At 70.3% G+C, this 26,416-nt stretch carries 24 protein-coding genes; 9 read left to right on the plus strand and 15 right to left on the minus strand.

What is annotated here, in order from left to right; all coding sequences use genetic code 11:
* Nucleotides 1-54: 54 nt before the first annotated feature.
* The 7 genes from ACFWGJ_RS12950 to ACFWGJ_RS12980 all read right to left on the minus strand — a co-directional run bounded on the left by ACFWGJ_RS12950 (nt 55) and on the right by ACFWGJ_RS12980 (nt 8,072).
* Nucleotides 55-1,626, minus strand: coding sequence for a DUF1996 domain-containing protein (locus ACFWGJ_RS12950; protein WP_387323182.1), 1,572 nt, complete (start codon nt 1,624-1,626; stop codon nt 55-57).
* Between the two features lie 260 nt (nt 1,627-1,886).
* A complete protein-coding gene (locus ACFWGJ_RS12955) occupies nt 1,887-2,540 on the minus strand; it encodes a LuxR C-terminal-related transcriptional regulator (protein ID WP_387323184.1) in 654 nt (217 codons plus the stop codon).
* On the minus strand, nt 2,525-3,817 hold the full coding sequence (locus ACFWGJ_RS12960; protein WP_387323186.1) for a sensor histidine kinase: 1,293 nt from the start codon (nt 3,815-3,817) through the stop codon (nt 2,525-2,527). The genes ACFWGJ_RS12955 and ACFWGJ_RS12960 overlap by 16 nt, the downstream gene beginning before the upstream one ends.
* Before the next feature lie 96 nt (nt 3,818-3,913).
* Nucleotides 3,914-4,927: an NAD-dependent epimerase/dehydratase family protein gene (locus tag ACFWGJ_RS12965; protein WP_387323188.1), complete on the minus strand. Its 1,014-nt coding sequence runs from the start codon at nt 4,925-4,927 to the stop codon at nt 3,914-3,916.
* 93 nt (nt 4,928-5,020) lie between these two features.
* Nucleotides 5,021-5,611, minus strand: a complete 591-nt coding sequence (locus ACFWGJ_RS12970) for a winged helix-turn-helix domain-containing protein (RefSeq protein ID WP_387323190.1) — start codon at nt 5,609-5,611, stop codon at nt 5,021-5,023.
* Nucleotides 5,612-6,049: 438 nt separating this feature from the next.
* Complete coding sequence (glnII, locus tag ACFWGJ_RS12975) at nt 6,050-7,078, minus strand: glutamine synthetase (protein WP_387323192.1); 1,029 nt, start codon at nt 7,076-7,078, stop codon at nt 6,050-6,052.
* A gap of 289 nt (nt 7,079-7,367) precedes the next feature.
* On the minus strand, nt 7,368-8,072 hold the full coding sequence (locus tag ACFWGJ_RS12980) for a hypothetical protein (RefSeq protein WP_387323194.1): 705 nt from the start codon (nt 8,070-8,072) through the stop codon (nt 7,368-7,370).
* Nucleotides 8,073-8,430: 358 nt separating this feature from the next.
* Between ACFWGJ_RS12980 and ACFWGJ_RS12985 the strand changes: the two genes are divergently transcribed.
* Entirely contained in the window at nt 8,431-8,739 is a 309-nt protein-coding gene (locus tag ACFWGJ_RS12985) for a hypothetical protein (protein ID WP_387323196.1), read from the plus strand.
* Nucleotides 8,740-8,833: 94 nt separating this feature from the next.
* Here the strand turns inward: ACFWGJ_RS12985 and ACFWGJ_RS12990 are convergent, their stop codons facing one another.
* Complete coding sequence (locus ACFWGJ_RS12990; RefSeq protein ID WP_387323198.1) at nt 8,834-10,033, minus strand: winged helix DNA-binding domain-containing protein; 1,200 nt, start codon at nt 10,031-10,033, stop codon at nt 8,834-8,836.
* Between the two features lie 399 nt (nt 10,034-10,432).
* Here ACFWGJ_RS12990 and ACFWGJ_RS12995 point away from each other — a divergent pair, with 399 nt between their 5' ends.
* A complete protein-coding gene (locus ACFWGJ_RS12995; protein ID WP_387323200.1) occupies nt 10,433-10,714 on the plus strand; it encodes a hypothetical protein in 282 nt (93 codons plus the stop codon).
* A 155-nt stretch (nt 10,715-10,869) separates the two neighbouring features.
* Here ACFWGJ_RS12995 and glnA (ACFWGJ_RS13000) read toward each other — a convergent pair whose 3' ends face one another.
* A complete protein-coding gene (glnA, locus tag ACFWGJ_RS13000) occupies nt 10,870-12,279 on the minus strand; it encodes a type I glutamate--ammonia ligase (protein ID WP_107018291.1) in 1,410 nt (469 codons plus the stop codon).
* A 199-nt stretch (nt 12,280-12,478) separates the two neighbouring features.
* Between glnA (ACFWGJ_RS13000) and ACFWGJ_RS13005 the strand changes: the two genes are divergently transcribed.
* Nucleotides 12,479-12,946 carry an RDD family protein gene (locus ACFWGJ_RS13005; protein ID WP_387323202.1) on the plus strand — a complete coding sequence of 156 codons (468 nt, stop codon included), beginning with the start codon at nt 12,479-12,481 and terminating at the stop codon, nt 12,944-12,946.
* Nucleotides 12,947-13,073: 127 nt separating this feature from the next.
* Here ACFWGJ_RS13005 and ACFWGJ_RS13010 read toward each other — a convergent pair whose 3' ends face one another.
* From ACFWGJ_RS13010 to lipB (ACFWGJ_RS13025), 4 genes are all read right to left on the minus strand, one after another.
* Nucleotides 13,074-13,772 carry a DUF4191 domain-containing protein gene (locus ACFWGJ_RS13010; RefSeq protein ID WP_189776609.1) on the minus strand — a complete coding sequence of 233 codons (699 nt, stop codon included), beginning with the start codon at nt 13,770-13,772 and terminating at the stop codon, nt 13,074-13,076.
* Nucleotides 13,773-13,893: 121 nt separating this feature from the next.
* The gene (locus tag ACFWGJ_RS13015) at nt 13,894-14,094 is read right to left on the minus strand and encodes a hypothetical protein (protein WP_107018288.1); all 201 of its coding nucleotides are present in this window, start codon (nt 14,092-14,094) and stop codon (nt 13,894-13,896) included.
* A 289-nt stretch (nt 14,095-14,383) separates the two neighbouring features.
* Nucleotides 14,384-15,349, minus strand: coding sequence for a lipoyl synthase (gene lipA, locus ACFWGJ_RS13020; protein WP_387323205.1), 966 nt, complete (start codon nt 15,347-15,349; stop codon nt 14,384-14,386).
* Between the two features lie 344 nt (nt 15,350-15,693).
* Nucleotides 15,694-16,491: a lipoyl(octanoyl) transferase LipB gene (gene lipB, locus ACFWGJ_RS13025; RefSeq protein ID WP_387323207.1), complete on the minus strand. Its 798-nt coding sequence runs from the start codon at nt 16,489-16,491 to the stop codon at nt 15,694-15,696.
* 283 nt (nt 16,492-16,774) lie between these two features.
* On the opposite strand from lipB (ACFWGJ_RS13025), the gene ACFWGJ_RS13030 reads away from it, so the two are divergent.
* Complete coding sequence (locus tag ACFWGJ_RS13030) at nt 16,775-18,256, plus strand: regulator (RefSeq protein ID WP_387323208.1); 1,482 nt, start codon at nt 16,775-16,777, stop codon at nt 18,254-18,256.
* 700 nt (nt 18,257-18,956) lie between these two features.
* On the opposite strand, the gene ACFWGJ_RS13035 is transcribed toward ACFWGJ_RS13030, so the two are convergent.
* Nucleotides 18,957-20,438, minus strand: a complete 1,482-nt coding sequence (locus tag ACFWGJ_RS13035; RefSeq protein ID WP_387323208.1) for a regulator — start codon at nt 20,436-20,438, stop codon at nt 18,957-18,959.
* A gap of 283 nt (nt 20,439-20,721) precedes the next feature.
* Between ACFWGJ_RS13035 and lipB (ACFWGJ_RS13040) the strand changes: the two genes are divergently transcribed.
* The 4 genes from lipB (ACFWGJ_RS13040) (at nt 20,722) to ACFWGJ_RS13055 (ending at nt 24,139) form a co-directional block, all read left to right on the plus strand.
* A complete protein-coding gene (lipB, locus tag ACFWGJ_RS13040; RefSeq protein ID WP_387323207.1) occupies nt 20,722-21,519 on the plus strand; it encodes a lipoyl(octanoyl) transferase LipB in 798 nt (265 codons plus the stop codon).
* Nucleotides 21,520-21,863: 344 nt separating this feature from the next.
* Entirely contained in the window at nt 21,864-22,829 is a 966-nt protein-coding gene (lipA, locus tag ACFWGJ_RS13045; RefSeq protein WP_387323205.1) for a lipoyl synthase, read from the plus strand.
* A gap of 289 nt (nt 22,830-23,118) precedes the next feature.
* Nucleotides 23,119-23,319 carry a hypothetical protein gene (locus ACFWGJ_RS13050; RefSeq protein WP_107018288.1) on the plus strand — a complete coding sequence of 67 codons (201 nt, stop codon included), beginning with the start codon at nt 23,119-23,121 and terminating at the stop codon, nt 23,317-23,319.
* A gap of 121 nt (nt 23,320-23,440) precedes the next feature.
* Nucleotides 23,441-24,139 carry a DUF4191 domain-containing protein gene (locus ACFWGJ_RS13055; protein ID WP_189776609.1) on the plus strand — a complete coding sequence of 233 codons (699 nt, stop codon included), beginning with the start codon at nt 23,441-23,443 and terminating at the stop codon, nt 24,137-24,139.
* Between the two features lie 127 nt (nt 24,140-24,266).
* Here the strand turns inward: ACFWGJ_RS13055 and ACFWGJ_RS13060 are convergent, their stop codons facing one another.
* The gene (locus ACFWGJ_RS13060) at nt 24,267-24,734 is read right to left on the minus strand and encodes an RDD family protein (protein WP_387323202.1); all 468 of its coding nucleotides are present in this window, start codon (nt 24,732-24,734) and stop codon (nt 24,267-24,269) included.
* Nucleotides 24,735-24,933: 199 nt separating this feature from the next.
* Here ACFWGJ_RS13060 and glnA (ACFWGJ_RS13065) point away from each other — a divergent pair, with 199 nt between their 5' ends.
* Nucleotides 24,934-26,343: a type I glutamate--ammonia ligase gene (glnA, locus tag ACFWGJ_RS13065; RefSeq protein ID WP_107018291.1), complete on the plus strand. Its 1,410-nt coding sequence runs from the start codon at nt 24,934-24,936 to the stop codon at nt 26,341-26,343.
* The last annotated feature ends 73 nt before the right edge of the window (nt 26,344-26,416 follow it).

The following is a 26,416-nucleotide window of genomic DNA, read 5'->3' on the forward strand; positions in this document are numbered from 1 at the left end:
GGGAATTCCCACCGCCGGCTTCTTCGTGCTCAACGCCCGGCTGCCACGTAAGGACTACGTGCAGTTCTGGCCGCTGTTGATGCAGTCCACGACCTCGTTCATCTCGTTCTCGTCGAAGAAGTTGATGAAGTCGTTGTGGTCCGTGATCGGCTTGTGCAACTGGTCCGGGAAGGAGTCCACCGCGAACGCGTTGGTGATCTGGTCACCCTGGATCTGCGGGGCCGCCACGTCGTAGACGAGCCGGACCTGCAGCTGGGGGATGGCCTGGAAACCGTTGGCGCAGGTGCCGTCCGCCTGGACGAAGGCCACGTGCGTGCGGTGGTTGGCGCTGTCGATGTTCTGGCCGTCCCAGCAGCTCTGGAAGTTGGACGAGCGCACCACGGAACTGCCCTCGGGGCAGATCGGGAACTTGTCCGTCAGCTGGCGGTCCTCGAAGCCGGTGCAGCTCCAGTTCGTGTTGGCGTTGTTGAGGCCGTTGACGAAGGCCTTGGCGTCACCGGTGATGATGCGCAGCGCCTTCGGCATCGCGACGACATCACCCTTCTTGTTGCCCACGAACTTCAGCTGGGCCTCGCTGACCTGCTGGATCGTGCCGACGTTGCCGTCCTGACCGCCACCGGCGGCGTTCGCGTCGACGTCGTCCTTGCCGTCCTGCACCCGCAGCACCGGCCAGAAGTACGAGGACTTGTCGGCCTGGTTCTGGCAGGTGGTCTCGGCGTTCGCCAGGTCCTCGTCGCTCGCGAAGGCGTCGTTGGACTGGTTGCCGACGTAGTCGTGCTGGTGCTGGGCGCCGTTGCTGACACCCGGGGCGACGATCACGTTGTCCGAGTTGCGGAGCTCGTTCTCGTTGGTGCCGCAGCTCGTGGTGAAGGTGCCGGTGGAGCCGGTGTCCCCGTTCGCGGGGAGCCCGTTGGCGCCCACACCCTTGGGGCCGCCGTTCGGCTGTACCTGGGTGATGTCCTGGAAGTCGGCTGCCACGGGCCCGTTGTCGGCCTGACCGCCGTTACCGCCGTCGCCACCCTGGCCGCCGCCGTTGCCGGCCTGACCGCCGTTGTCGCCCTGGCCGCCATTGTTGCCCTGGCCACCGTTGTTGCCCTGACCGCCGTTGTTACCGCCCTGGCCGCCGTTGTTGCCCTGGCCCCCACCCGTGGGGTTGCCGGCGGGTACGCCCTGGCAGCCCGCGAACTTGCCCCATCCCCTGGGTCCCTTGCCGCCCGCGCGCTTGATGTTGATGCTGATCCTGTCGAGCGTGGCGACACGCTTGGACTTCAGCGGACCGAGGATGGCGTTGTTGACGTAGCCGGGGTCCCCCGCCTGGGCCTGGCGCGTGTCCGCAAGACGCTTATAGGCCTCCGTGACCTGCTGGTCGAGCTTGGCCAGCTCCTTGTCGACACCGGCGCGGGCGCCCTTGGGCACGGAGGTCAGCTTCTGGCCGACGTCCGGGCATTTGATCGTGGCCACCGAGGCGGCGGTCGTCTGCGCGTTCCGCGTCGAGTTCTTGCTCTCGCCCGCGGAAGCGTAGATGTTGGCCGCAAGCAGACCGCCGCCACCCAGCGCGAGAGCCGCCGATGCGGCTATCGCCCGGTTGGCGAGCGTGGAGCGGCGTTTTCGGTTCGTGCGTCCCATGGAACTCCCTCTGGCTTCCTTGCGGGGGCATCGAGGCGCCCGGCAGGAGGTGAAGCGGCTCCGTTCAATACGGAGGAGGTTCCTGGGGCGTTCAGAAGCCTCAGGAATTGATGGGAGTTCCGTGGCGCAATCCTGCCGCAAGGGGTCCAGAAGCCCCTGAAACAACGGCAGTTGAGCGGGAATTATTGAATATCATTCAGCGGATCCGGAACTCGGGAACGGTTCGGGCCGATCCCTGTCCCCCTTGCCTATGAACCCTTTCAGCGGCCCTGGTCCAAATAGGCGAGAACGGCCAGGACGCGACGGTTGTCGTCGTCCGAGACGTCCAGCCCGAGCTTCTGGAAGATGTTCGACGTGTGCTTCGCGATCGCCCGCTCCGTGACCACGAGTTGGCCCGCGATCGCCGCATTCGACCTGCCCTGCGCCATCAGTTCCAAAACCTCCAGCTCGCGAGGTGTCAGCCGCCCCAGCGGCCGGCCGTCGCCCTGCCGCCGCGCCAGCAACTGCTGGATGACCTGCGGATCCATCGCCGTGCCGCCCGCCGCCACCCGCCGTACCGCGTCGATGAACTGCTCGGCGTCGAACACCCGGTCCTTCAGCAGATAGCCGACCCCGCCGGTCCCGTCGGCGAGCAGCTCACGCGCGTACAGCTGCTCGACATGCTGGGACAGGACGAGGACCGGCAGCCCTGGTCTGGCCCGGCGCGCCGCCAGCGCGCACTGCAGGCCCTCGTCGGTGTGCGAGGGCGGCAGGCGTACGTCGACCACGGCGATGTCCGGCTCCAACTCGGCCAGCGCCCGCGTCAGTTCGGGTCCGCTCTCGACGGCGGCGGCGATCTCGAAGTCGAACGCCTCCAGCATCCGGACCAGACCGTCGCGCAGCAGGAACAGGTCTTCGGCTAGGACGACTCGCAAGGGATCTCCATGGTCACCATGGTGGGACCGCCCGCGGGACTGCTGACGGCCAGGACGCCGTCGAATGTACCGAGTCGCCGCTCGACTCCGGAGAGTCCCGACCCCGAGCCGATCGCGGCGCCGCCCCCGCCGTCGTCGGTGACGGCGATCCGCAGCATGCCGCCGTGCTCCGGGGTGTGGTGCAGGTCGACCCAGATCCGCCCGGCGCCCGAGTGCTTGACCGCGTTGGTGAGGACCTCGCTGACGGCGAAGTACGCCGCCGCCTCGACCGGTTCCCCGAGCCGGCCGGGCAGGTCCACGTCGACCTCCGTGGCGATGGGCAGCCGCAGTGCCAACGCCCGTACGGCGTCCCCGAGTCCGCGCTCGGCGAGCACGGGGGGATGGATGCCCCGTACGAGGTCCCGGAGTTCGGTGAGGGCCTCCGCGGAGGACCGGCGGGCCTGCGCGACCAGCTGCCTGGCCTTCGCCGGGTCCTTGTCGATCAGGGCCTCGATCGTGCCGAGGTCCATGCCCATCGCGACCAGCCTGGCCTGCGCCCCGTCGTGCAGGTCCCGCTCGATGCGCCGCAGTTCGGCCGCGGAGGTGTCGACGGCGTCCCGCCGCGTCTCGGTCAGTACGCGGACCCGCTGGGCGAGTTCGCCCTGCCCGGACGCCAGGACGGACCGGGTCAGCAGGAAGTGGACGCGCAGCAGGAAGGGAGTGGTGTACACGCCGACGACGAGCAGGGCGGCGCCCAGGGCTCCCGCGGCGAGGGCGCTGAGCTGCCCGCCGACCGGCACGAACCCGTACCACCAGCCGACGTACGTGCCGTCGGTGAAGACCCGCCACAGCCCGGCGGCCAGCGCGAACCCCTCGAAGGGGTAGAGGATCAGCAGGGCGGGCAGCAGCGCGGTGACCAGCCCCGCCGTCATGTCCACCGGGAGCCACAGGAGGTCCCGCCGGACGGCCGGATCGCCGAGCAGACCGAAACACCGCCCCCATGGACCGGCGTCCTTCGGGAGCGGCCGGTACGCGGGCGGGATCCGCACCCCGCTCCACCGGACCGCCAGCAGCCGCCGCCAGTCCGCGAAGCCGCGTACGGCGGCCAGTACCCAGGGTGTCGTGACGATGCCGATGCCCAGTGGCACGAGCACGATCGACACGACAAAGAGCACGAAGAGGACGATCGACCCGGCGAGAGCCACGACGGCCAGCAGCAGAGCCCGCACTCCGGCGATCGCGGCGGTACGCAACCGGCCGACCGCGCTGTTGTCCCCGCTGTCCCCGTTGGTGTCCATGCCCTCAGTCTCGCCCACCCCGCGACGGTGGTCAGGGGGCCGAACCACCGGAAGGGGGGTGGTGCCAGCACCACCCCCCGCCGCCTCCGGGGGACCTCAGCCGCGCAGGAGCTTCTCCTCCACGGCGGGATCGAGCCCGACCGCGGGACGGTCGGGGCGCTGCGGCGGGACCCCGCCGATGTCCTGGAGCCAGCTCCAGGTGTCGGCGACCGTCTCGGAGACGGGACGGCAGCGGAGCCCGTCCCGTACCGCCTTCGACACGTCGAGGCGGTGCAGCATGGCGTGCAGCTCGGAGTCCGGCGGCACCCACACCGGCAGTTGCGTCCAGGGCTCGACACCGGCCGCCAGGATCACCTCGGGCTCGGTCCACCGCAGTTCGGCCCGGCCGCCGGTGACCCGCGCACACGTGTCGAGCAGCGTCCGCATGGTCGCGTGCCCCGAAGGACTGACGAGGTTGTACGCCCCGCCGGCCCCGCCCTCCACGGCCCCCAGCATCCACTCGGCGAGGTCGCGCACATCGATGTACTGGAGCGGCAGGTCACGGGGGCCGGGCGCGAGCACGGGGCCGCCGCGCGCCGCGCGGGTGAGCCACCACGGCAGCCGGCCGATGTTCTCGTACGGGCCGAGGATCAGACCGGCCCGTACCAGCAGCGCCCGCTCCTCGCCGAAGGCGTCGAGCACGGCCAGCTCGCCCCCGCGCTTGTCCCGCGCGTAGTCGGTCCGCCCGGCGTCGGGGGAGGCGCCCTCGATCAGCGGGGCGCTCTCGTCGTAACCGGGCGGCTGCGGCCACGCGTACACGGAGCAAGTCGACACGTAGACGTACCGCCGGACGCGGCCCTTCAACAGCTGCGCGGAGTCCCGCACCACACGGGGAGCGCCCGACCAGGTGTCGACCACGAGATCCCACGAGCCGCCGCCGTGGCCCTCGCCGTCCTCGGCGAGGGCCGCGAGTCCGTCGGGCGCGGTGCGGTCGCCGTGCAGGGAACGTACGCCCGCGGGCGGTTCGTGCCGGCCGCGGTGGAAGACCGTCACGTCCCAGCCGCGCTTCAGCGCCGCCTCCACGACGGCCCGCCCCACGAACTCCGTACCGCCCAGCATCAGAAGTCTCATGGAGGGGACTCTGCCCCGCTCAGCCGTGCGGCGGAACGGAATTCTGCCCACAGGCGATCCGCCCGGAGGCGGACCGTCCCGCCGCCGGATGCATCAACCGCCTGTGACCGGCGCGTACTTGTAGCCGACGCGCCGCACGGTCCTGATGGTGTCGCGGTGCTCCACACCGAGCTTGCGGCGCAGCCGGGCGATGTGGACGTCGACGGTCCGGCCGTCGCCCACGTGTCCGTAGCCCCACACCGTGGTGACCAGCTGGTCGCGGGTGTGCACCCGGTGCGGATGCGCCACCAGGTGCGCGAGCAGCTCGAACTCCAGGTACGTGAGGTCGAGCGGGCGCCCGTCGACCTCGGCGGTGCGCTGGACGGTGTCGACCCGCACGGGCAGGTCGTGACCGGCCTCCGTCTCCGTTTCCGCCTCAGCCTCCGCCTCCGGCACGGGGACCGGCAGGAGGGAGGGCTGGTCGGCGGGGACGAGGACCAGGTACCCGATCATCGGCGGGTGGCCCGGCAGCGTGGGCAGGGTGTGCGGGGGAGCGGGCAGCCAGGTGGCGCCCGGCGGCAGGAAGTCGGTGACGTCCACCACCTCGTCCCGGTCGACGGCCCGCAGCCGATGACGTGCGGAGCCGGTGGACGGGGCCGGGGAGGTGGCGGTGGCCACGGAGGAGAAGGAACGGGTGTTCGCCATGAGAGGTCAGCTCTTTTCGCGCGAGAGGTCGTCGAGGACGTACGTCGTGCGCGCTGGCCGAAGACCGGTGTACGGCTTTAGAGGGCCCGCGCGTTCGTCGCGCGACAACACACCCGGTCGAAGTCGTGGTGCTGACGGGAAGGCCAGAAGGGCTCAAGGTCGTGCCGACCCGTAGCGATGCACTCCTGGAAGCTGGCCATGCCCCCATTGAAGCAGACACAGCCCCGCAACATCAGCCTCCTCTCACTGTCCGGACACCCGGCACGGCCCGGAGTCCGCACTGGGGCGCCCCGTGAGGGGCGCGGGGAACTGCGCGACCAGCCCCCACCGGCCCGCACGTGCCGACAACCCCCGTCCCCCTCCCCTCCCCGAGCGGACGCGAAGGGGCGCCCACCACGCAGGTGAGCGCCCCTTACAAGTTCAAGCAGAACAGCCGGTTCAGACCTGCCCGGCCTTCTCCAGCGCGGAGCAGCACGTGTCGACGATCAGCCGAGTCACCACATACGGGTCGACATTCGCGTTCGGACGCCGGTCCTCGATGTACCCCTTGCCGTCCTTCTCGACCTGCCAGGGGATACGCACCGAGGCCCCACGGTTGGACACCCCGTACGAGTACTCGTTCCACGGAGCCGTCTCGTGCAGCCCGGTCAGCCGGTCGTCGATCCCCGCGCCGTAGTTCTTGACGTGGTCGAGCGGCTTCGAGCCCTCGCCCAGCGACTCGCACGCGGTGATGATCGCGTCGTACCCCTCGCGCATCGCCTTCGTGGAGAAGTTGGTGTGCGCACCGGCGCCGTTCCAGTCACCCTTCACCGGCTTCGGGTCCAGCGTCGCGGAGACGTTGAAGTCCTCGGCGGTGCGGTACAGCAGCCAGCGGGCCACCCACAGGTGGTCGGAGACCTCCAGCGGCGAGACCGGCCCGACCTGGAACTCCCACTGCCCGGGCATGACCTCGGCGTTGATGCCGGAGATGGCCAGACCGGCCTTGAGGCAGTTGTCCAGGTGCGCCTCGACGATCTTGCGGCCGAAGATCTCGTCCGCGCCGACACCGCAGTAGTAGCCGCCCTGCGGGGCCGGGAAGCCGCCCACGGGGAAGCCGAGCGGGCGTTCGCCGTCGAAGAAGGTGTACTCCTGCTCGATGCCGAAGATCGACTCCTGCGCGGCGAACTTCTCGGCGACCTCGCTGAGCGCGGCACGCGTGTTGGACTCGTGCGGCGTCATGTCGATGTTGAGGACCTCGCACATGACGAGGATGTCGTCACCGCCGCGGATCGGGTCCGGGAAGGACGCGACGGGCTTGAGCACACGGTCGGAGGCGTGACCCTCGGCCTGGTTCGTGGACGAGCCGTCGAAGCCCCAGATCGGCAGCTCCGCACCCTTCGCGTCGTCGCCCAGTATCTTCGTCTTCGAACGGAGCTTGGCCGTCGGCTCGGTGCCGTCGATCCAGATGTACTCAGCCTTGAAGGTCACGGGCCACATCCTTCGGGGTGGGTCTCTAAGCGCAGTGCGGTAGCTGCGGCGCTGCGGCACTGGGGCGCCGCGGAGGATGCCCGAAGCCTGTCAACAGGCAGTTTCCCGATCATTGCCCGGATGTGAACCCCGTGTTACCTGGTGCCCATGTGGTGGGGGTCACCCATGGAGAGCGTCCCTTACTCGTATGCGATGGGTTTCGGACAGGTGGCGGCCCGGGCCGCCACCCGACACGAAACAGCCCGACACGAAACACACGGGCGGGACGAAGCGGTCCGACGGGGGACCCTCAGCCCACCTTCTCGATGACGGCCTTGCGGATCAGGAACTTCCCGGGCTCGCGGACCTGCTCGAACGCCTCGTTGTTCAGGAGCACGCAGCTGCCGGAGACCGAGGTGACCTCCACGGTCGTGGACTTGTTGTTGTCCAGGTTCGTGACCTTGAGCTTCGTACCGGCGGGGAACTGGTTGCTGGACGCGGCGGGCGCGCCCGCCTCTCCGGAGAGGGTGACCGTGGACCCGTTGCAGACCTGCTCGCCGGCCGCGGCGCCGCCACCGGCGGCCGGGGCGGACGGGGCCTGCGACGGCTGCTCGGCGGGAGCGGACGCGGCGGGCGGCGCCTCGGTGCCCGCACCCGTGCCGTCCCCGGTACCGGCTCCTTCGCCCACGGTGGCGTCGGACTCGCCGACCGTGCAGCCGGAGGCCTCCTGCTGCACCTTGATCTGGGCGATGACCGCTTCACGGTTGGCGATCCGCGCCTCGGACTGGGCGTCCGGGGCGGTGCGCTGTCCCTCGATGAACTTCTCGTTGTTGCCGAGGGCGGTGGCCAGTCCGCTGCAGACCACGGAGGACTGCGCGGTGGACTTGGCGGAGTTCGTGGCCGGTGTCGCGTTCGACGTGGTGGCCAGGGCGAAGGCCCCGCCACCGGCCACCGCGGCGGCGCTCACCAGCAGGGCGATCTTCTTCTTCGTCCCGAGCGTTCTTCTGCGCGACATCAACGGCTCCTGTCCCCGGCCGCCCCTGGCGGCGGCCGTTCGCCGTTATGTACGAGATACCGAACGAACTTGCTCAGTGGTTGACCGGAGTTGCTCAAGTAACGTGGATCACATGGGTGTTGGCAGGGTCGCTGTCGTCGGCTCGGGGCGTCCCGCACCGCCTCGTCCGCCGGCCGGATCGATCCAGATCTCCATGCCGCCAGGTGCGCGAGAACACCGTGGCACTCACTGGTCACGGCACCCCCAAAACACCTCTGGCCAGGGGCGATTGTCAGTGGGCGGCAGTAGAATAGAAGCAGTGTTCGAGGGTGCCGCCGGAGACGCCGGCCGGTGCCCTGACCGCGACAGGAGGATGCCTGTGCCCGCTGCCGCACTGAGTCCGCTGCCCACCCAGTCCACCGCCAGGAGGGCGGTCCAGCTGGACCTGCCCTACCAGCCCGTCGAGAAGCGCGCGCTGCCACCGGGGCGCCCGCGCGAGTGGTACATCACGCACAACCGCCGCCTCAAGGCGATGCGGCTGGCCATCGCCCTTCTCGACTCCGGCGTCTACGTACCCAGGCAAGCCCACAACGACACGATCCGCAGCACGGCCGCACTCATAGGCGTACACCCCCCGTCGGACACGACCTGCCACATGGTCCGGGCCCTGATGAGGTACGCGCGCTGAGCCCGCGTCCGTAGCGCCGCTCACGCCCGTAGCGCCATCCATGTCCGTAGCGCCGCCCGCGTCCCGGGCGGCGCGTCGGCGTGGTGTCCCGGCCTCAGCCGGACGCCAACTCCCGCTCCAGCGGGGTCCGGAAGCGAGGGGTGACCCGGGTGGGCCCCATCCACGACCGCAGCCGCTCGGCCTCGGCCCCGATCGCGTCCAGGGCCTCGGCGCCGACGCCCTCGGTGCCCGCGCCCCCGTCGTCCAGCAGCCGCCAGGCGATCTCGCCGTCGGGGCGCTGGGCCCAGCCGCCCACGATCCGCCCGTCCCACCACACGGTCGGCCCGATGTTCCCGCTGCGGTCGAAGAGCGCGGGCCGCAGCCCGGGCGGGCAGTACCAGTCCCGCTCCCGCCATCCCATGGCCGTCGGGTCCAGGCCGGGCAGCAGCGCGGCCCACGGTTCGACGGCCCCGGCCGGCTCCACGGCGTCGGCGAGCACGTACGCCACGCCCTCGTCCACCGAGACGGTCACCGCCCCCACCGCGCCCAGCGCCCGCCGTACGTCGCCGACCTTCCACCCGGTCCACCACTTCAGGTCGGCCTCCGTAGCCGGCCCGCACGCTGCGAGCCAGCGCCGGATCAGCTCCGCCTGGGCCTCGGCGACGGGCAGTTCGGCGCACGGGGGAGCCGCGGCCCACCGGAACTGCGTCGACGTCCACGACCCGAGAGGCCGCCCCCGTACGACCCTGCCCTCGACCCCCAGGACACGCAGCAGCCGCGACGAAACGGTGTGCACTCCCTCGTAGCCCGTGCCCGGCGCGTACGCGAACTGCTCCCTCAACCGCGGCTCCTCGCGCGCCAGTTCGGCGGCCGTCGCCTCGCCTCGCCGGGCCAGCGCGGCCAGCGTGGACGTCTCCACCTCCGCGAGCCACTTCGCATCGGGCGCGCCGACCCGGGCCATGTCCTTGACCAGGGAGGCCCTCGCCCGGGCGGCCACGGCGAGCCCGGTGGACGCGTGCACGACCGGGACGAGCCCGGTGGGGAACACGAACACGGTGTGCCGCATGCCGTGCATCCGGATCAGCGTCCGGTCCTCGTACAGGGCCCGCTCCATCTCCGGCACGACCCGCGCCGCGTCCGAGAGCCGCGCCCCCACGGCGAGGTAGACGCTGACGGGGTCCGTCCCGTGCAGGGCCACCAGAGAGGCCGCGACCTCCTCGGGAGTGCCGGCCCGGGCCGTCCCGGCCAGCCGCTGCCCGACGGCCAGCCGAGCGCGCCGCTCCGCCACCCCGATGTGCCGCCGCTGCCCGCTCATCCCGTTCCCCCTGTCCGGCCCGGCTCTGTCCTGTCCCGTCCTGCCCGGCCCCGTCCTCGGATTCTCTCCGATGCCCTCCAGATCCGCCCCCGGCCGGGAGCCGGGACGGTGGCGGGGACGGGGCGAGGGAGGGGACGGGGCGGGGGAGGGGCGGTGGCCCCGGACGCAGATTTACTCACTCCGGAGCACCCTCATTGCTCCCCTCTGTGACGATTTCGCTTGACCCCGGGCCATTTTGTGACTGCTCGTAAGCGGACCCTGCCGTTATTCGTTTCCGTCGGACAGGGATCGACCGGCATCCTGAGGACTACTCTCGACGTCACCGACGGCCCGGCGCACAGCCCGGCACCGCGTCGGACAGCTCAAGGTCACCACCACTCACGCACAAGGAGACCCGCCATGGGTACCTTGATCGTTCTGGCGATCCTCGTTCTGGTAGTCCTGGGATTCAACAGTCCCGCCTGGTGGCTCGCCGCAGCCGCCCTGATCTACCTCTACGTCCGCTTCTTCCGGGTGGGCCAGGGAGCCTCCGGATCGTCGTCGGGCGGTGGTGGCGGCGGCGGTTCGAGCTCCACGACGCGGATGGACAGCGACTACCACGCCTACCGCCAGCGCCGCGACCGGATGGCCAAGTGGGAACGCCGCTACCGCCGCGAACGCCCCTGGAACGTCAAGAAATGACGAAACCCCACCACTGCCCGAGGGGCGATGGCGGGGCTCCGGTCACACCGTGCGGCAGACCGCGAGGCTCTGCGACCCGACGGCGCCGAGCGGCACCGGCTGACGGCCCAGAAGCGGCCCAGGGGAGCGGTTACCCGCTCTGACCTGGGGCGATATCACACGTCGTAGTACAGCTCGAACTCGTGCGGGTGCGGGCGCAGCTGCAGCGGGGCGATCTCGTTCGTGCGCTTGTAGTCGATCCACGTCTCGATGAGGTCCGACGTGAAGACGTCGCCCGCCAGCAGGAACTCGTGGTCGGCCTCAAGGCGGTCGAGGACGGCCGGGAGCGAGGTCGGGACCTGCGCGACGCCCGCGTGCTCCTCGGGCGCCAGCTCGTAGAGGTCCTTGTCGATCGGCTCGGCCGGCTCGATCTTGTTCTTGATGCCGTCGAGGCCCGCGAGCAGCAGCGCCGAGAAGGCGAGGTACGGGTTGCCGGAGGAGTCGGGCGCGCGGAACTCGACGCGCTTGGCCTTCGGGTTCGAGCCGGTGATCGGGATACGCATGGCCGCGGAGCGGTTGCGCTGCGAGTACACCAGGTTGACCGGGGCCTCGAAGCCGGGGACCAGGCGGTGGTACGAGTTCACCGTCGGGTTGGTGAAGGCCAGCAGCGACGGGGCGTGCTTGAGGATGCCGCCGATGTAGAAGCGGGCGGTGTCCGACAGGCCCGCGTAACCGGCCTCGTCGTAGAACAGCGGGTCGCCGTTCGCCCAAAGCGACGAGTGGATGTGCATGCCCGAGCCGTTGTCACCGAAGATCGGCTTCGGCATGAAGGTCGCGGTCTTGCCGTTGCGCCAGGACACGTTCTTCACGATGTACTTGAAGAGCTGGAGGTCGTCGGCCGCGGCGAGCAGCGTGTTGAACTTGTAGTTGATCTCGGCCTGGCCGGCCGTGCCCACCTCGTGGTGCTGGCGCTCGACCTGGAGGCCGGACTTGGCCAGCTCCAGGGAGATCTCCGCACGCAGGTCGGCGAAGTGGTCGACCGGCGGGGTCGGGAAGTAGCCGCCCTTGTAGCGGACCTTGTAACCGCGGTTGTCCTCGATCGCACCGGTGTTCCAGGCGCCGGCCTCGGAGTCGATGTGGTAGAACGCCTCGTTCGCCTTGGTGTCGAAGCGGACGCTGTCGAACACGTAGAACTCGGCCTCGGGGCCGAAGAACGCGGTGTCGGCGATACCCGTCGACGCGAGGTACGCCTCGGCCTTCTTCGCCACGTTGCGCGGGTCACGGGAGTACTGCTCGCCCGTGATCGGGTCGTGGATGAAGAAGTTGATGTTGACCGTCTTGTCGCGGCGGAAGGAGTCGACGCGCGCGGTGGACAGGTCGGCGCGGAGCGCCATGTCGGACTCGTGGATGGCCTGGAAGCCGCGGATGGAGGAGCCGTCGAAGGCCAGTTCCTCGGTCGGGTCGAAGGCCTCTGCCGGAATCGTGAAGTGCTGCATCACACCCGGCAGGTCGCAGAAGCGGACGTCGACGAACTTGACGTCCTCGTCCTTGATGAACTTCTTGGCCTCGTCGGCGTTCTGGAACATCCAGCTCCTCCTACTCCCGCTCACTTCGGACCGGGGTGGTAGTTCGTTCGTGCGGCCAGTGCGGTGGCACACGCTGAGCCCGACCTTAAGGACGGGTGATTTCTCCAGCGTGACCCATTTGTTTCGCCCAAGTTAACCGGACGAGGTCCGGTGTACCCCGCCTGTCCGCATGGCAAAACGGTCGCAGTACCGTGGACGGGTGGACAACAGGCAAGCAATCGGATCGTGGCTGTCCGGACCCCGCGCGGCCGCGGAGGACGCCGGTGCCGACTTCGGATACCGCGGAGAGCAGCTGGGCCTGCCCGAGTCGGGACCCGGCTCCATCGCACGCCCCGGCAGGCGCCTGGGCGCCCTCGCCGTCGACTGGGGCCTGTGCACCTTGATCGCATACGGCCTGATCACCGACGGCTACGGCCAGGCGACGGGCAACTGGGCGCTGCTCGTCTTCTTCGTCGTGAGCGTGCTGACCGTGGGCACCCTCGGCTTCACACCCGGCAAGCGGCTGTTCGGCCTGCGGGTCCTCGCCCTGGAGACCGGCACGGTCAACCCGCTGCGCGCTCTCCTGCGCACGGCCTTGCTGTGCCTCGCGCTGCCGGCCCTGATCTGGGACCGCGACGGACGCGGACTGCACGACCGCCTGGCCCGCACGGTCGAGGTCAGGATCTGATCCGCCACTCCTTTCGTGCGACGGGCCCGGCTTCCGTACGGAGGCCGGGCCCGTGCATGAGGAAGGGGCGCCCCGGAACCGTCGGTGATTCCAGGACGCCCCATCCCAGTGGAGCTCAGGTGTCGCGCTAACGCATCTTCCCGCCGCGCGGCATCCGCATTCCCTTGGGCATCGGACCCTTGGGGAGCGGCATGTTGCTCATCAGGTCGCCGAGGGCGCGCAGCCGGTCGTTGGTCGCGGTGACCTGCGGGCCGGTCAGGACACGCGGCAGCTTCACCATCGTCGTGCGGAGCTTCTTCAGCTCGACCTGGCCCTCGCCCGTGCCGACGAGGATGTCGTGCACCGGCACGTCCGCGACGATGCGGGCCATCTTCTTCTTCTCGGCGGCCAGCAGGCTCTTCACCCGGTTCGGGTTGCCCTCGGCCACCAGCACGATGCCGGCCTTGCCGACGGCCCGGTGGACCACGTCCTGGCTGCGGTTCATCGCCACCGCCGGGGTCGTCGTCCAGCCGCGCCCGACGTTGTCGAGCACCGCCGCCGCCGCGCCCGGCTGGCCCTCCATCTGGCCGAAGGCCGCCCGCTCGGCCCGGCGCCCGAAGACGATCGCCGACGCGAGGAAGGCGAGCAGGAGGCCGAGAATGCCGAGATAGATCGGGTGACCGATCCAGAAGCCGATCGCGAGGAAGACACCAAGGGTGACGATTCCGACAGCCGCGAGTACAAGACCGATCTTTTTGTCGGCCTTGCGGGTCATCTTGTAAGTCAGAGCGATCTGCTTGAGTCGCCCGGGGTTCGCAGCGTCCGCTGCGGGTTCCTTCCTCGCCATGCCGTGAAGTCTACGTGTCGGGGGAAGCGGCGACGACGGCGGTGCCCGGTCGGCCTGCGTCACGGGGTCCGAAACGACCCGCGTGCGCGTGCGCGCCCTCGCGCACGGGCCGGGGGACGGCTCAGAGGTGGGTGACGAAGGACTGCTCCACGACACGCTGTGCCTCGACGCGGTCCTTGGCGCGACGGCGGTCCTCCAGGACGGACGTCCAGGCGTTGCGCCGGGCGGTGCGCTGGCCGCTGCTCAGCAGCAGGGACTCGACGGCACGGAGTGCATCGGTGAACGACGGGATCGCGGTGGCGCGTACGGGCGCGGCCTGCATGATGGGGGTCCCCCCTCGGGACGGCGGCTCTGGCTAAGGCTCTACGGGGTGTAAAACCAGGGTCACTGAATGGTGTTACCAGGGCGTGACCGACCGGTCAAACGCCGGTGAAGCCTTGATATGCAGGCCCGAAACCTTGACGCGGCCCCGATATGGCCCCCATCTGCGGGGACGCTCGGGACCGCGTCGTACAGGCCATTACTCGTGAGTAGCCACTTGTGCGCAGATTCACACGCTCAGCTGGCACTGCGTGCCATTCGGCGGGGTCGCCGATGGCGGCCGATACGGCTCAGACGGCCTGCGAGGCGACGTACGCGCCGCGCTTCTCGATGGCCATCTGGTAGAGGCGGCCGGCCCGGTACGAGGAGCGGACCAGGGGGCCCGACATGACCCCGGAGAAGCCGATCTGGTCGGCCTCCTCCTTCAGCTCCACGAACTCGTGCGGCTTCACCCAGCGCTCGACGGGGTGGTGGCGCACGGAGGGCCGCAGGTACTGCGTGATGGTGACCAGTTCGCAGCCCGCCTCGTGGAGCTGGCGCAGGGCCTCGCTGACCTCTTCGCGGGTCTCGCCCATGCCGAGGATCAGGTTCGACTTCGTGACCAGACCGTAGTCGCGGGCCTCCGTGATGACCTTCAGGGAGCGCTCGTACCGGAAGCCCGGGCGGATGCGCTTGAAGATGCGCGGGACCGTCTCCACGTTGTGCGCGAAGACCTCCGGGCGGGACGAGAAGACCTCGGCGAGCTGGGCCGGCTCGGCGTTGAAGTCCGGGGCCAGCAGCTCGACCTTGGTCCGGCCCTCGGCGCGGTCCGCGGTCTGCTGGTGGATCTGGCGGACCGTCTCCGCGTACAGCCAGGCGCCGCCGTCCGCCAGGTCGTCACGGGCCACGCCGGTGATGGTGGCGTAGTTGAGGTCCATCGTGACCACGGACTCGCCCACACGGCGGGGCTCGTCGCGGTCCAGCGCCTCGGGCTTGCCCGTGTCGATCTGGCAGAAGTCGCAACGCCTCGTGCACTGGTCGCCGCCGATGAGGAACGTGGCCTCGCGGTCCTCCCAGCACTCGTAGATGTTGGGACAGCCCGCCTCCTGGCAGACCGTGTGCAGGCCCTCGCTCTTCACGAGGTTCTGCATCTTCGTGTATTCGGGACCCATTTTCGCCCGGGTCTTGATCCACTCGGGCTTGCGCTCGATGGGGGTCTGAGCGTTCCGGACCTCCAGGCGCAGCATCTTGCGTCCGTCGGGTGCGACTGCGGACACATCGGCTCCCTGTAGCTTCGATTCTTCGGCGTACACCAGGGTACGCCCGTTCGGTGCGTGGCCTCCGAGGAGGGGAACCTTCGGGAACGGGGGTGCATTCCCTGAGTTCGGGGGGCGCTTCCCCCAGGCCCCGGGTCCTCAGGCGCCGGACGGGCTGATGTTCTTCGGCTGCCGGTCCGGTGGGGGCGGGCCCCACGGATTGCGCAGTTCCCCGCGCCCCTGGGTATCTCAGCCCGTCCGCTGCCTTCCAGCCCGTCCGGCGTTTGAGGACGAGGGGGGCGAGGGGGCACAGCCCCCATGTGTGGACGGGAACGGGTAGGGGCGGCGGGGGCGAGGAAACGCCTCTACACCCCCGCCCCCTCGACCGCCCGCGGCAAAAGCTCCGCGTTCCCCAGGACGTCCGCCAGGTGCCGCTCGGCCACGGGCAGCACATCCGAGATCGCGAGGTCCCGCCCGAGCTCGTGCGCCAGCGACGTAACCCCCGCATCCCGGATCCCACAAGGAATGATCTTGTCGAAGCTGGACACGTCGGGGTTCACGTTCAGCGCGAAGCCGTGCATGGTGACCCCCTTGGCCACCCGGATCCCCATCGCGCAGATCTTCCGGTCCTCCCGCCGCTGCCCGGCGTTGGAGGGCGCGTACTCGGGCCCGTTCAGCCGCGGATCGAACTCCTCGTCCGCCAGCCGGGGATCGAAGTCGAGCGAGAGCCCGCCGAGCGCCGGCCGCTGCTCCACCGGATCGCCCAGGACCCAGACACCGGCCCGCCCCTCCACCCGGCTGGTCTCGACGCCGAACTCCGCGCAGACCCGGATCATCGCGTCCTCAAGCCGCCGCAGGTGGGCGACGACGTCCACCGGACGCGGCAGCTTCTGGATCGGGTAGCCGACCAGCTGCCCCGGACCGTGCCAGGTGATCTTCCCGCCCCGGTCCACGTCGACGACGGGCGTGCCGTCGAGCGGCCGCTCGTTGTCCGCCGTACGCCGGCCCGCCGTGTAGACCGGCGGGTGCTCAAGGAGCAGACAGGTGTCGGGGATCTCGTCCTGGAACCGGGCCGTGTGGACACGGCGCTGCTCGTCCCAGGCTTCCTGGTACTCGACGGCGTCCGCACCGAAACCCATGCGGACGAACCGCAGCTCACTCACGGCAAGCGCCTCCCTTGCAAGAGTTCATGGGGCCGGTGGACGGTCCCGTAAGGCTCGTAAACGCCCCACGCCACTGTACGTCCGGTCGGCGCGCGTCAGCCCCGAGGGCAATCCTCACACGATCGGATGAATGAACGTCGAAATGTGCGATCGGTTGCTTACAGACCGCTACATTCGCGCCGTTCACGAGGCAAATAAGGGCTGCTCAAGGCATGGCGGCCGACCTCGCCCCGGGCCTGCCCGCGCAGGCCCCCAGCCCGGAAGGCAGGAGTTCGCACCGCAGATGACGGAACGACCCGCGCAGCGCACCCCCAACCGTCAGCTCGCCGCACTCATCGCAGAAGCGGGCTTCTCCAACGCGGGGCTCGCCCGTCGAGTGGACCAGCTCGGCCTCGAACACGGTCTCGATCTGAGATACGACAAGACATCAGTGACCCGCTGGCTGCGAGGGCAGCAGCCACGGGGCACCACACCGGCCCTGATCGCCGAGGTGTTCACCCGCCGCCTCGGCCGCCGGCTCAGCGCGCAGGACCTCGGACTCGACGCCTGCGCACCCGTCTACGCGGGTCTTGAGTTCGCCGCCACACCGGAGGAGGCCGTCGACATCGTCGGCGGGCTCTGGCGCAAGGACTCGGGAAGCCACGCCGAGCTGCGCAAGATCGCGTTCACTCCGGCGGGGCTCGTCGTGCCCAGCCGGGACTGGCTGATCGGCCGGGCCGACGACCGGGTGAGCCGCGGCGACCCCGGTGCCGCGCGCATCCCCGTACAGGGCGGCCGACCGGTTTCCGCCAAGCCCCTGGCCGTGCCGGAACAGGTCAGGCCGCCGTTCCGGCAGCGCGCGGGGACCGAGCGCGGGCCCGGACAGCGGGTGACCGCGGGAGACATCGCGGCCCTGCGCTCGGTCGGCGAGCTGTTCCGCTCGCTCGACAACGCGTACGGCGGAGGGCACGCCCGGCAGGCCCTCGTGCGCTACCTGGAACACGAACTGGAACCGATGCTGCGCGGCACGTACGGCGAGCAGACGGGGCGCCGGCTGTTCGCCGCGGCGTCCGATCTGACCCGGCTCGCGGGCTGGACCTCGTACGACATCGCCGCGCACGGCCTCGCACAGCGGTACTTCGTGCAGGCGCTGCGGCTGTCGCAGGCGGCGGCGGACCGGGCGTACGGGTCCTACGTGCTCGTCACCATGAGCCGGCAGGCCGTCTACCTCGGGCACGGACGCGAGGCCGTACAGCTGGCCCGGGTCGCACAGCAGGGCGTGGGGTCCTCCGCGCCGCCCGTCGTCCAGGCGCTGCTGTACGCGGTCGAGGCACGCGGACACGGAGTGCTCGGCGAGGTGCGGGCGGCCACGGCCTCGCTCGTACGGGCCGAGCGGGCGCTGGAGATCGCCCGGCCGGGGGACGAAGTCCCCTACTGGGCGCGGTTCTTCGACGAGGCGCAGCTCGCGGACGAGTTCGGGCACTGCCACCGGGATCTGCAGCAGTACCGGGCGGCGGCTCAGCATGCCGAGCGGTCGCTGCAGTTGCGCTCGCCCGGGTTCGCGCGCAGCCGGCTCTTCTGCCGGGTCGTGCTGGCTTCGGCGCGGCTCGGGCTGGGGGAGCTCGACCAGGCGTGCCAGCTGGGCGCGGAGGCTGCTGCGCAGGCGTCCGAGATGCGGTCGGTCCGGGCGCTGGAGTATGTACGGGACTTCGAGCGGCGGCTGGAGCCGTATCGTGACGCGGCGCCGGTGAGGGGGTATCGCGACAAGGTCGCGGCGCTCGGCTGAGCCCGGTCACTGGTCGCGGCTCGGCTGCGGCCCGGTGGGGGCCGTCCGCGCAGTTCCCCGCGCCCCTTCAGGTGCGGGGCACCGCGGGCCGTGACCCGCCTGCGGGCCGGTGGGGGCCGTTCGCGCAGTTCCTCGCGCCCCTTTGGGACGCCGGGGTGCGGCTCGCGCTTCGGCTGCGGACCGGTGGGGGCTTGTCGCGCAGTTCCCCGCGCCCCTGAAAGCAGCCCCTCCAGGGACGGTCGAACGTCGGCCCCAGGCCCGTGGGGGCTTGTCGCGCAGTTCCCCGCGCCCCTGAAAGCAGCCCCTCCAGGGACGGTCGAACGTCGGCCGCGGGCCGGTGGGGGCTTGTCGCGCAGTTCCTCGCGCCCCTAAAGACACACCCCCGCCAAGCCGGAGTGGAGGTCCCGACGCGGGGCGGGGCCTCCACTCCCCGTCCTGGGGCCCCTTCAGGGGCGCGGGGAACGGCGCGAACGCCCGCCCCGACAGGGGCGCGGGGAACGGCGCGACCAGCCCCCACCGGTCCGCAGCCGAAGCGCGAGCCGCACCCCGGCGTCCCAAAGGGGCGCGAGGAACTGCGCGAACGGCCCCCACCGGCCCGCAGGCGGGTCACGGCCCGCGGTGCCCCGCACCTGAAGGGGCGCGGGGAACTGCGCGGACGGCCCCCACCGGGCCGCAGCCGAGCCGCGACCAGTGACCGGGCTCAGCCGAGCGCCGCGACCTTGTCGCGATACCCCCTCACCGGCGCCGCGTCACGATACGGCTCCAGCCGCCGCTCGAAGTCCCGTACATACTCCAGCGCCCGGACCGACCGCATCTCGGACGCCTGCGCAGCAGCCTCCGCGCCCAGCTGGCACGCCTGGTCGAGCTCCCCCAGCCCGAGCCGCGCCGAAGCCAGCACGACCCGGCAGAAGAGCCGGCTGCGCGCGAACCCGGGCGAGCGCAACTGCAGCGACCGCTCGGCATGCTGAGCCGCCGCCCGGTACTGCTGCAGATCCCGGTGGCAGTGCCCGAACTCGTCCGCGAGCTGCGCCTCGTCGAAGAACCGCGCCCAGTAGGGGACTTCGTCCCCCGGCCGGGCGATCTCCAGCGCCCGCTCGGCCCGTACGAGCGAGGCCGTGGCCGCCCGCACCTCGCCGAGCACTCCGTGTCCGCGTGCCTCGACCGCGTACAGCAGCGCCTGGACGACGGGCGGCGCGGAGGACCCCACGCCCTGCTGTGCGACCCGGGCCAGCTGTACGGCCTCGCGTCCGTGCCCGAGGTAGACGGCCTGCCGGCTCATGGTGACGAGCACGTAGGACCCGTACGCCCGGTCCGCCGCCGCCTGCGACAGCCGCAGCGCCTGCACGAAGTACCGCTGTGCGAGGCCGTGCGCGGCGATGTCGTACGAGGTCCAGCCCGCGAGCCGGGTCAGATCGGACGCCGCGGCGAACAGCCGGCGCCCCGTCTGCTCGCCGTACGTGCCGCGCAGCATCGGTTCCAGTTCGTGTTCCAGGTAGCGCACGAGGGCCTGCCGGGCGTGCCCTCCGCCGTACGCGTTGTCGAGCGAGCGGAACAGCTCGCCGACCGAGCGCAGGGCCGCGATGTCTCCCGCGGTCACCCGCTGTCCGGGCCCGCGCTCGGTCCCCGCGCGCTGCCGGAACGGCGGCCTGACCTGTTCCGGCACGGCCAGGGGCTTGGCGGAAACCGGTCGGCCGCCCTGTACGGGGATGCGCGCGGCACCGGGGTCGCCGCGGCTCACCCGGTCGTCGGCCCGGCCGATCAGCCAGTCCCGGCTGGGCACGACGAGCCCCGCCGGAGTGAACGCGATCTTGCGCAGCTCGGCGTGGCTTCCCGAGTCCTTGCGCCAGAGCCCGCCGACGATGTCGACGGCCTCCTCCGGTGTGGCGGCGAACTCAAGACCCGCGTAGACGGGTGCGCAGGCGTCGAGTCCGAGGTCCTGCGCGCTGAGCCGGCGGCCGAGGCGGCGGGTGAACACCTCGGCGATCAGGGCCGGTGTGGTGCCCCGTGGCTGCTGCCCTCGCAGCCAGCGGGTCACTGATGTCTTGTCGTATCTCAGATCGAGACCGTGTTCGAGGCCGAGCTGGTCCACTCGACGGGCGAGCCCCGCGTTGGAGAAGCCCGCTTCTGCGATGAGTGCGGCGAGCTGACGGTTGGGGGTGCGCTGCGCGGGTCGTTCCGTCATCTGCGGTGCGAACTCCTGCCTTCCGGGCTGGGGGCCTGCGCGGGCAGGCCCGGGGCGAGGTCGGCCGCCATGCCTTGAGCAGCCCTTATTTGCCTCGTGAACGGCGCGAATGTAGCGGTCTGTAAGCAACCGATCGCACATTTCGACGTTCATTCATCCGATCGTGTGAGGATTGCCCTCGGGGCTGACGCGCGCCGACCGGACGTACAGTGGCGTGGGGCGTTTACGAGCCTTACGGGACCGTCCACCGGCCCCATGAACTCTTGCAAGGGAGGCGCTTGCCGTGAGTGAGCTGCGGTTCGTCCGCATGGGTTTCGGTGCGGACGCCGTCGAGTACCAGGAAGCCTGGGACGAGCAGCGCCGTGTCCACACGGCCCGGTTCCAGGACGAGATCCCCGACACCTGTCTGCTCCTTGAGCACCCGCCGGTCTACACGGCGGGCCGGCGTACGGCGGACAACGAGCGGCCGCTCGACGGCACGCCCGTCGTCGACGTGGACCGGGGCGGGAAGATCACCTGGCACGGTCCGGGGCAGCTGGTCGGCTACCCGATCCAGAAGCTGCCGCGTCCGGTGGACGTCGTCGCCCACCTGCGGCGGCTTGAGGACGCGATGATCCGGGTCTGCGCGGAGTTCGGCGTCGAGACCAGCCGGGTGGAGGGGCGGGCCGGTGTCTGGGTCCTGGGCGATCCGGTGGAGCAGCGGCCGGCGCTCGGCGGGCTCTCGCTCGACTTCGATCCCCGGCTGGCGGACGAGGAGTTCGATCCGCGGCTGAACGGGCCCGAGTACGCGCCCTCCAACGCCGGGCAGCGGCGGGAGGACCGGAAGATCTGCGCGATGGGGATCCGGGTGGCCAAGGGGGTCACCATGCACGGCTTCGCGCTGAACGTGAACCCCGACGTGTCCAGCTTCGACAAGATCATTCCTTGTGGGATCCGGGATGCGGGGGTTACGTCGCTGGCGCACGAGCTCGGGCGGGACCTCGCGATCTCGGATGTGCTGCCCGTGGCCGAGCGGCACCTGGCGGACGTCCTGGGGAACGCGGAGCTTTTGCCGCGGGCGGTCGAGGGGGCGGGGGTGTAGAGGCGTTTCCTCGCCCCCGCCGCCCCTACCCGTTCCCGTCCACACATGGGGGCTGTGCCCCCTCGCCCCCCTCGTCCTCAAACGCCGGACGGGCTGGAAGGCAGCGGACGGGCTGAGATACCCAGGGGCGCGGGGAACTGCGCAATCCGTGGGGCCCGCCCCCACCGGACCGGCAGCCGAAGAACATCAGCCCGTCCGGCGCCTGAGGACCCGGGGCCTGGGGGAAGCGCCCCCCGAACTCAGGGAATGCACCCCCGTTCCCGAAGGTTCCCCTCCTCGGAGGCCACGCACCGAACGGGCGTACCCTGGTGTACGCCGAAGAATCGAAGCTACAGGGAGCCGATGTGTCCGCAGTCGCACCCGACGGACGCAAGATGCTGCGCCTGGAGGTCCGGAACGCTCAGACCCCCATCGAGCGCAAGCCCGAGTGGATCAAGACCCGGGCGAAAATGGGTCCCGAATACACGAAGATGCAGAACCTCGTGAAGAGCGAGGGCCTGCACACGGTCTGCCAGGAGGCGGGCTGTCCCAACATCTACGAGTGCTGGGAGGACCGCGAGGCCACGTTCCTCATCGGCGGCGACCAGTGCACGAGGCGTTGCGACTTCTGCCAGATCGACACGGGCAAGCCCGAGGCGCTGGACCGCGACGAGCCCCGCCGTGTGGGCGAGTCCGTGGTCACGATGGACCTCAACTACGCCACCATCACCGGCGTGGCCCGTGACGACCTGGCGGACGGCGGCGCCTGGCTGTACGCGGAGACGGTCCGCCAGATCCACCAGCAGACCGCGGACCGCGCCGAGGGCCGGACCAAGGTCGAGCTGCTGGCCCCGGACTTCAACGCCGAGCCGGCCCAGCTCGCCGAGGTCTTCTCGTCCCGCCCGGAGGTCTTCGCGCACAACGTGGAGACGGTCCCGCGCATCTTCAAGCGCATCCGCCCGGGCTTCCGGTACGAGCGCTCCCTGAAGGTCATCACGGAGGCCCGCGACTACGGTCTGGTCACGAAGTCGAACCTGATCCTCGGCATGGGCGAGACCCGCGAAGAGGTCAGCGAGGCCCTGCGCCAGCTCCACGAGGCGGGCTGCGAACTGGTCACCATCACGCAGTACCTGCGGCCCTCCGTGCGCCACCACCCCGTCGAGCGCTGGGTGAAGCCGCACGAGTTCGTGGAGCTGAAGGAGGAGGCCGACCAGATCGGCTTCTCCGGGGTCATGTCGGGCCCCCTGGTCCGCTCCTCGTACCGGGCCGGCCGCCTCTACCAGATGGCCATCGAGAAGCGCGGCGCGTACGTCGCCTCGCAGGCCGTCTGAGCCGTATCGGCCGCCATCGGCGACCCCGCCGAATGGCACGCAGTGCCAGCTGAGCGTGTGAATCTGCGCACAAGTGGCTACTCACGAGTAATGGCCTGTACGACGCGGTCCCGAGCGTCCCCGCAGATGGGGGCCATATCGGGGCCGCGTCAAGGTTTCGGGCCTGCATATCAAGGCTTCACCGGCGTTTGACCGGTCGGTCACGCCCTGGTAACACCATTCAGTGACCCTGGTTTTACACCCCGTAGAGCCTTAGCCAGAGCCGCCGTCCCGAGGGGGGACCCCCATCATGCAGGCCGCGCCCGTACGCGCCACCGCGATCCCGTCGTTCACCGATGCACTCCGTGCCGTCGAGTCCCTGCTGCTGAGCAGCGGCCAGCGCACCGCCCGGCGCAACGCCTGGACGTCCGTCCTGGAGGACCGCCGTCGCGCCAAGGACCGCGTCGAGGCACAGCGTGTCGTGGAGCAGTCCTTCGTCACCCACCTCTGAGCCGTCCCCCGGCCCGTGCGCGAGGGCGCGCACGCGCACGCGGGTCGTTTCGGACCCCGTGACGCAGGCCGACCGGGCACCGCCGTCGTCGCCGCTTCCCCCGACACGTAGACTTCACGGCATGGCGAGGAAGGAACCCGCAGCGGACGCTGCGAACCCCGGGCGACTCAAGCAGATCGCTCTGACTTACAAGATGACCCGCAAGGCCGACAAAAAGATCGGTCTTGTACTCGCGGCTGTCGGAATCGTCACCCTTGGTGTCTTCCTCGCGATCGGCTTCTGGATCGGTCACCCGATCTATCTCGGCATTCTCGGCCTCCTGCTCGCCTTCCTCGCGTCGGCGATCGTCTTCGGGCGCCGGGCCGAGCGGGCGGCCTTCGGCCAGATGGAGGGCCAGCCGGGCGCGGCGGCGGCGGTGCTCGACAACGTCGGGCGCGGCTGGACGACGACCCCGGCGGTGGCGATGAACCGCAGCCAGGACGTGGTCCACCGGGCCGTCGGCAAGGCCGGCATCGTGCTGGTGGCCGAGGGCAACCCGAACCGGGTGAAGAGCCTGCTGGCCGCCGAGAAGAAGAAGATGGCCCGCATCGTCGCGGACGTGCCGGTGCACGACATCCTCGTCGGCACGGGCGAGGGCCAGGTCGAGCTGAAGAAGCTCCGCACGACGATGGTGAAGCTGCCGCGTGTCCTGACCGGCCCGCAGGTCACCGCGACCAACGACCGGCTGCGCGCCCTCGGCGACCTGATGAGCAACATGCCGCTCCCCAAGGGTCCGATGCCCAAGGGAATGCGGATGCCGCGCGGCGGGAAGATGCGTTAGCGCGACACCTGAGCTCCACTGGGATGGGGCGTCCTGGAATCACCGACGGTTCCGGGGCGCCCCTTCCTCATGCACGGGCCCGGCCTCCGTACGGAAGCCGGGCCCGTCGCACGAAAGGAGTGGCGGATCAGATCCTGACCTCGACCGTGCGGGCCAGGCGGTCGTGCAGTCCGCGTCCGTCGCGGTCCCAGATCAGGGCCGGCAGCGCGAGGCACAGCAAGGCCGTGCGCAGGAGAGCGCGCAGCGGGTTGACCGTGCCGGTCTCCAGGGCGAGGACCCGCAGGCCGAACAGCCGCTTGCCGGGTGTGAAGCCGAGGGTGCCCACGGTCAGCACGCTCACGACGAAGAAGACGAGCAGCGCCCAGTTGCCCGTCGCCTGGCCGTAGCCGTCGGTGATCAGGCCGTATGCGATCAAGGTGCACAGGCCCCAGTCGACGGCGAGGGCGCCCAGGCGCCTGCCGGGGCGTGCGATGGAGCCGGGTCCCGACTCGGGCAGGCCCAGCTGCTCTCCGCGGTATCCGAAGTCGGCACCGGCGTCCTCCGCGGCCGCGCGGGGTCCGGACAGCCACGATCCGATTGCTTGCCTGTTGTCCACCCGTCCACGGTACTGCGACCGTTTTGCCATGCGGACAGGCGGGGTACACCGGACCTCGTCCGGTTAACTTGGGCGAAACAAATGGGTCACGCTGGAGAAATCACCCGTCCTTAAGGTCGGGCTCAGCGTGTGCCACCGCACTGGCCGCACGAACGAACTACCACCCCGGTCCGAAGTGAGCGGGAGTAGGAGGAGCTGGATGTTCCAGAACGCCGACGAGGCCAAGAAGTTCATCAAGGACGAGGACGTCAAGTTCGTCGACGTCCGCTTCTGCGACCTGCCGGGTGTGATGCAGCACTTCACGATTCCGGCAGAGGCCTTCGACCCGACCGAGGAACTGGCCTTCGACGGCTCCTCCATCCGCGGCTTCCAGGCCATCCACGAGTCCGACATGGCGCTCCGCGCCGACCTGTCCACCGCGCGCGTCGACTCCTTCCGCCGCGACAAGACGGTCAACATCAACTTCTTCATCCACGACCCGATCACGGGCGAGCAGTACTCCCGTGACCCGCGCAACGTGGCGAAGAAGGCCGAGGCGTACCTCGCGTCGACGGGTATCGCCGACACCGCGTTCTTCGGCCCCGAGGCCGAGTTCTACGTGTTCGACAGCGTCCGCTTCGACACCAAGGCGAACGAGGCGTTCTACCACATCGACTCCGAGGCCGGCGCCTGGAACACCGGTGCGATCGAGGACAACCGCGGTTACAAGGTCCGCTACAAGGGCGGCTACTTCCCGACCCCGCCGGTCGACCACTTCGCCGACCTGCGTGCGGAGATCTCCCTGGAGCTGGCCAAGTCCGGCCTCCAGGTCGAGCGCCAGCACCACGAGGTGGGCACGGCCGGCCAGGCCGAGATCAACTACAAGTTCAACACGCTGCTCGCCGCGGCCGACGACCTCCAGCTCTTCAAGTACATCGTGAAGAACGTGTCCTGGCGCAACGGCAAGACCGCGACCTTCATGCCGAAGCCGATCTTCGGTGACAACGGCTCGGGCATGCACATCCACTCGTCGCTTTGGGCGAACGGCGACCCGCTGTTCTACGACGAGGCCGGTTACGCGGGCCTGTCGGACACCGCCCGCTTCTACATCGGCGGCATCCTCAAGCACGCCCCGTCGCTGCTGGCCTTCACCAACCCGACGGTGAACTCGTACCACCGCCTGGTCCCCGGCTTCGAGGCCCCGGTCAACCTGGTGTACTCGCAGCGCAACCGCTCCGCGGCCATGCGTATCCCGATCACCGGCTCGAACCCGAAGGCCAAGCGCGTCGAGTTCCGCGCGCCCGACTCCTCCGGCAACCCGTACCTCGCCTTCTCGGCGCTGCTGCTCGCGGGCCTCGACGGCATCAAGAACAAGATCGAGCCGGCCGAGCCGATCGACAAGGACCTCTACGAGCTGGCGCCCGAGGAGCACGCGGGCGTCGCGCAGGTCCCGACCTCGCTCCCGGCCGTCCTCGACCGCCTTGAGGCCGACCACGAGTTCCTGCTGGCGGGCGACGTCTTCACGTCGGACCTCATCGAGACGTGGATCGACTACAAGCGCACGAACGAGATCGCCCCGCTGCAGCTGCGCCCGCACCCGCACGAGTTCGAGCTGTACTACGACGTGTGATATCGCCCCAGGTCAGAGCGGGTAACCGCTCCCCTGGGCCGCTTCTGGGCCGTCAGCCGGTGCCGCTCGGCGC

Source organism: Streptomyces sp. NPDC060205 (assembly GCF_042728395.1).
In the GTDB taxonomy this organism is placed as follows: domain Bacteria; phylum Actinomycetota; class Actinomycetes; order Streptomycetales; family Streptomycetaceae; genus Streptomyces.

What these genes read in the sequence shown, in the direction of transcription:
- ACFWGJ_RS12965 (WP_387323188.1), bottom strand. Translation starts at nt 4,927, where the DNA reads ATGAGACTTCTGATGCTGGGCGGTACGGAGTTCGTGGGGCGGGCCGTC.
- ACFWGJ_RS12970 (WP_387323190.1), bottom strand. Translation starts at nt 5,611, where the DNA reads ATGGCGAACACCCGTTCCTTCTCCTCCGTGGCCACCGCCACCTCCCCG.
- glnA (WP_107018291.1), top strand. Translation starts at nt 24,934, where the DNA reads ATGTTCCAGAACGCCGACGAGGCCAAGAAGTTCATCAAGGACGAGGAC.
- ACFWGJ_RS13035 (WP_387323208.1), bottom strand. Translation starts at nt 20,438, where the DNA reads ATGACGGAACGACCCGCGCAGCGCACCCCCAACCGTCAGCTCGCCGCA.
- ACFWGJ_RS12995 (WP_387323200.1), top strand. Translation starts at nt 10,433, where the DNA reads ATGGGTACCTTGATCGTTCTGGCGATCCTCGTTCTGGTAGTCCTGGGA.
- ACFWGJ_RS13010 (WP_189776609.1), bottom strand. Translation starts at nt 13,772, where the DNA reads ATGGCGAGGAAGGAACCCGCAGCGGACGCTGCGAACCCCGGGCGACTC.
- ACFWGJ_RS13030 (WP_387323208.1), top strand. Translation starts at nt 16,775, where the DNA reads ATGACGGAACGACCCGCGCAGCGCACCCCCAACCGTCAGCTCGCCGCA.
- ACFWGJ_RS12980 (WP_387323194.1), bottom strand. Translation starts at nt 8,072, where the DNA reads ATGTCGCGCAGAAGAACGCTCGGGACGAAGAAGAAGATCGCCCTGCTG.
- ACFWGJ_RS12950 (WP_387323182.1), bottom strand. Translation starts at nt 1,626, where the DNA reads ATGGGACGCACGAACCGAAAACGCCGCTCCACGCTCGCCAACCGGGCG.
- ACFWGJ_RS12990 (WP_387323198.1), bottom strand. Translation starts at nt 10,033, where the DNA reads ATGAGCGGGCAGCGGCGGCACATCGGGGTGGCGGAGCGGCGCGCTCGG.
- glnA (WP_107018291.1), bottom strand. Translation starts at nt 12,279, where the DNA reads ATGTTCCAGAACGCCGACGAGGCCAAGAAGTTCATCAAGGACGAGGAC.
- ACFWGJ_RS13015 (WP_107018288.1), bottom strand. Translation starts at nt 14,094, where the DNA reads ATGCAGGCCGCGCCCGTACGCGCCACCGCGATCCCGTCGTTCACCGAT.
- ACFWGJ_RS13050 (WP_107018288.1), top strand. Translation starts at nt 23,119, where the DNA reads ATGCAGGCCGCGCCCGTACGCGCCACCGCGATCCCGTCGTTCACCGAT.
- ACFWGJ_RS13055 (WP_189776609.1), top strand. Translation starts at nt 23,441, where the DNA reads ATGGCGAGGAAGGAACCCGCAGCGGACGCTGCGAACCCCGGGCGACTC.
- ACFWGJ_RS12960 (WP_387323186.1), bottom strand. Translation starts at nt 3,817, where the DNA reads ATGGACACCAACGGGGACAGCGGGGACAACAGCGCGGTCGGCCGGTTG.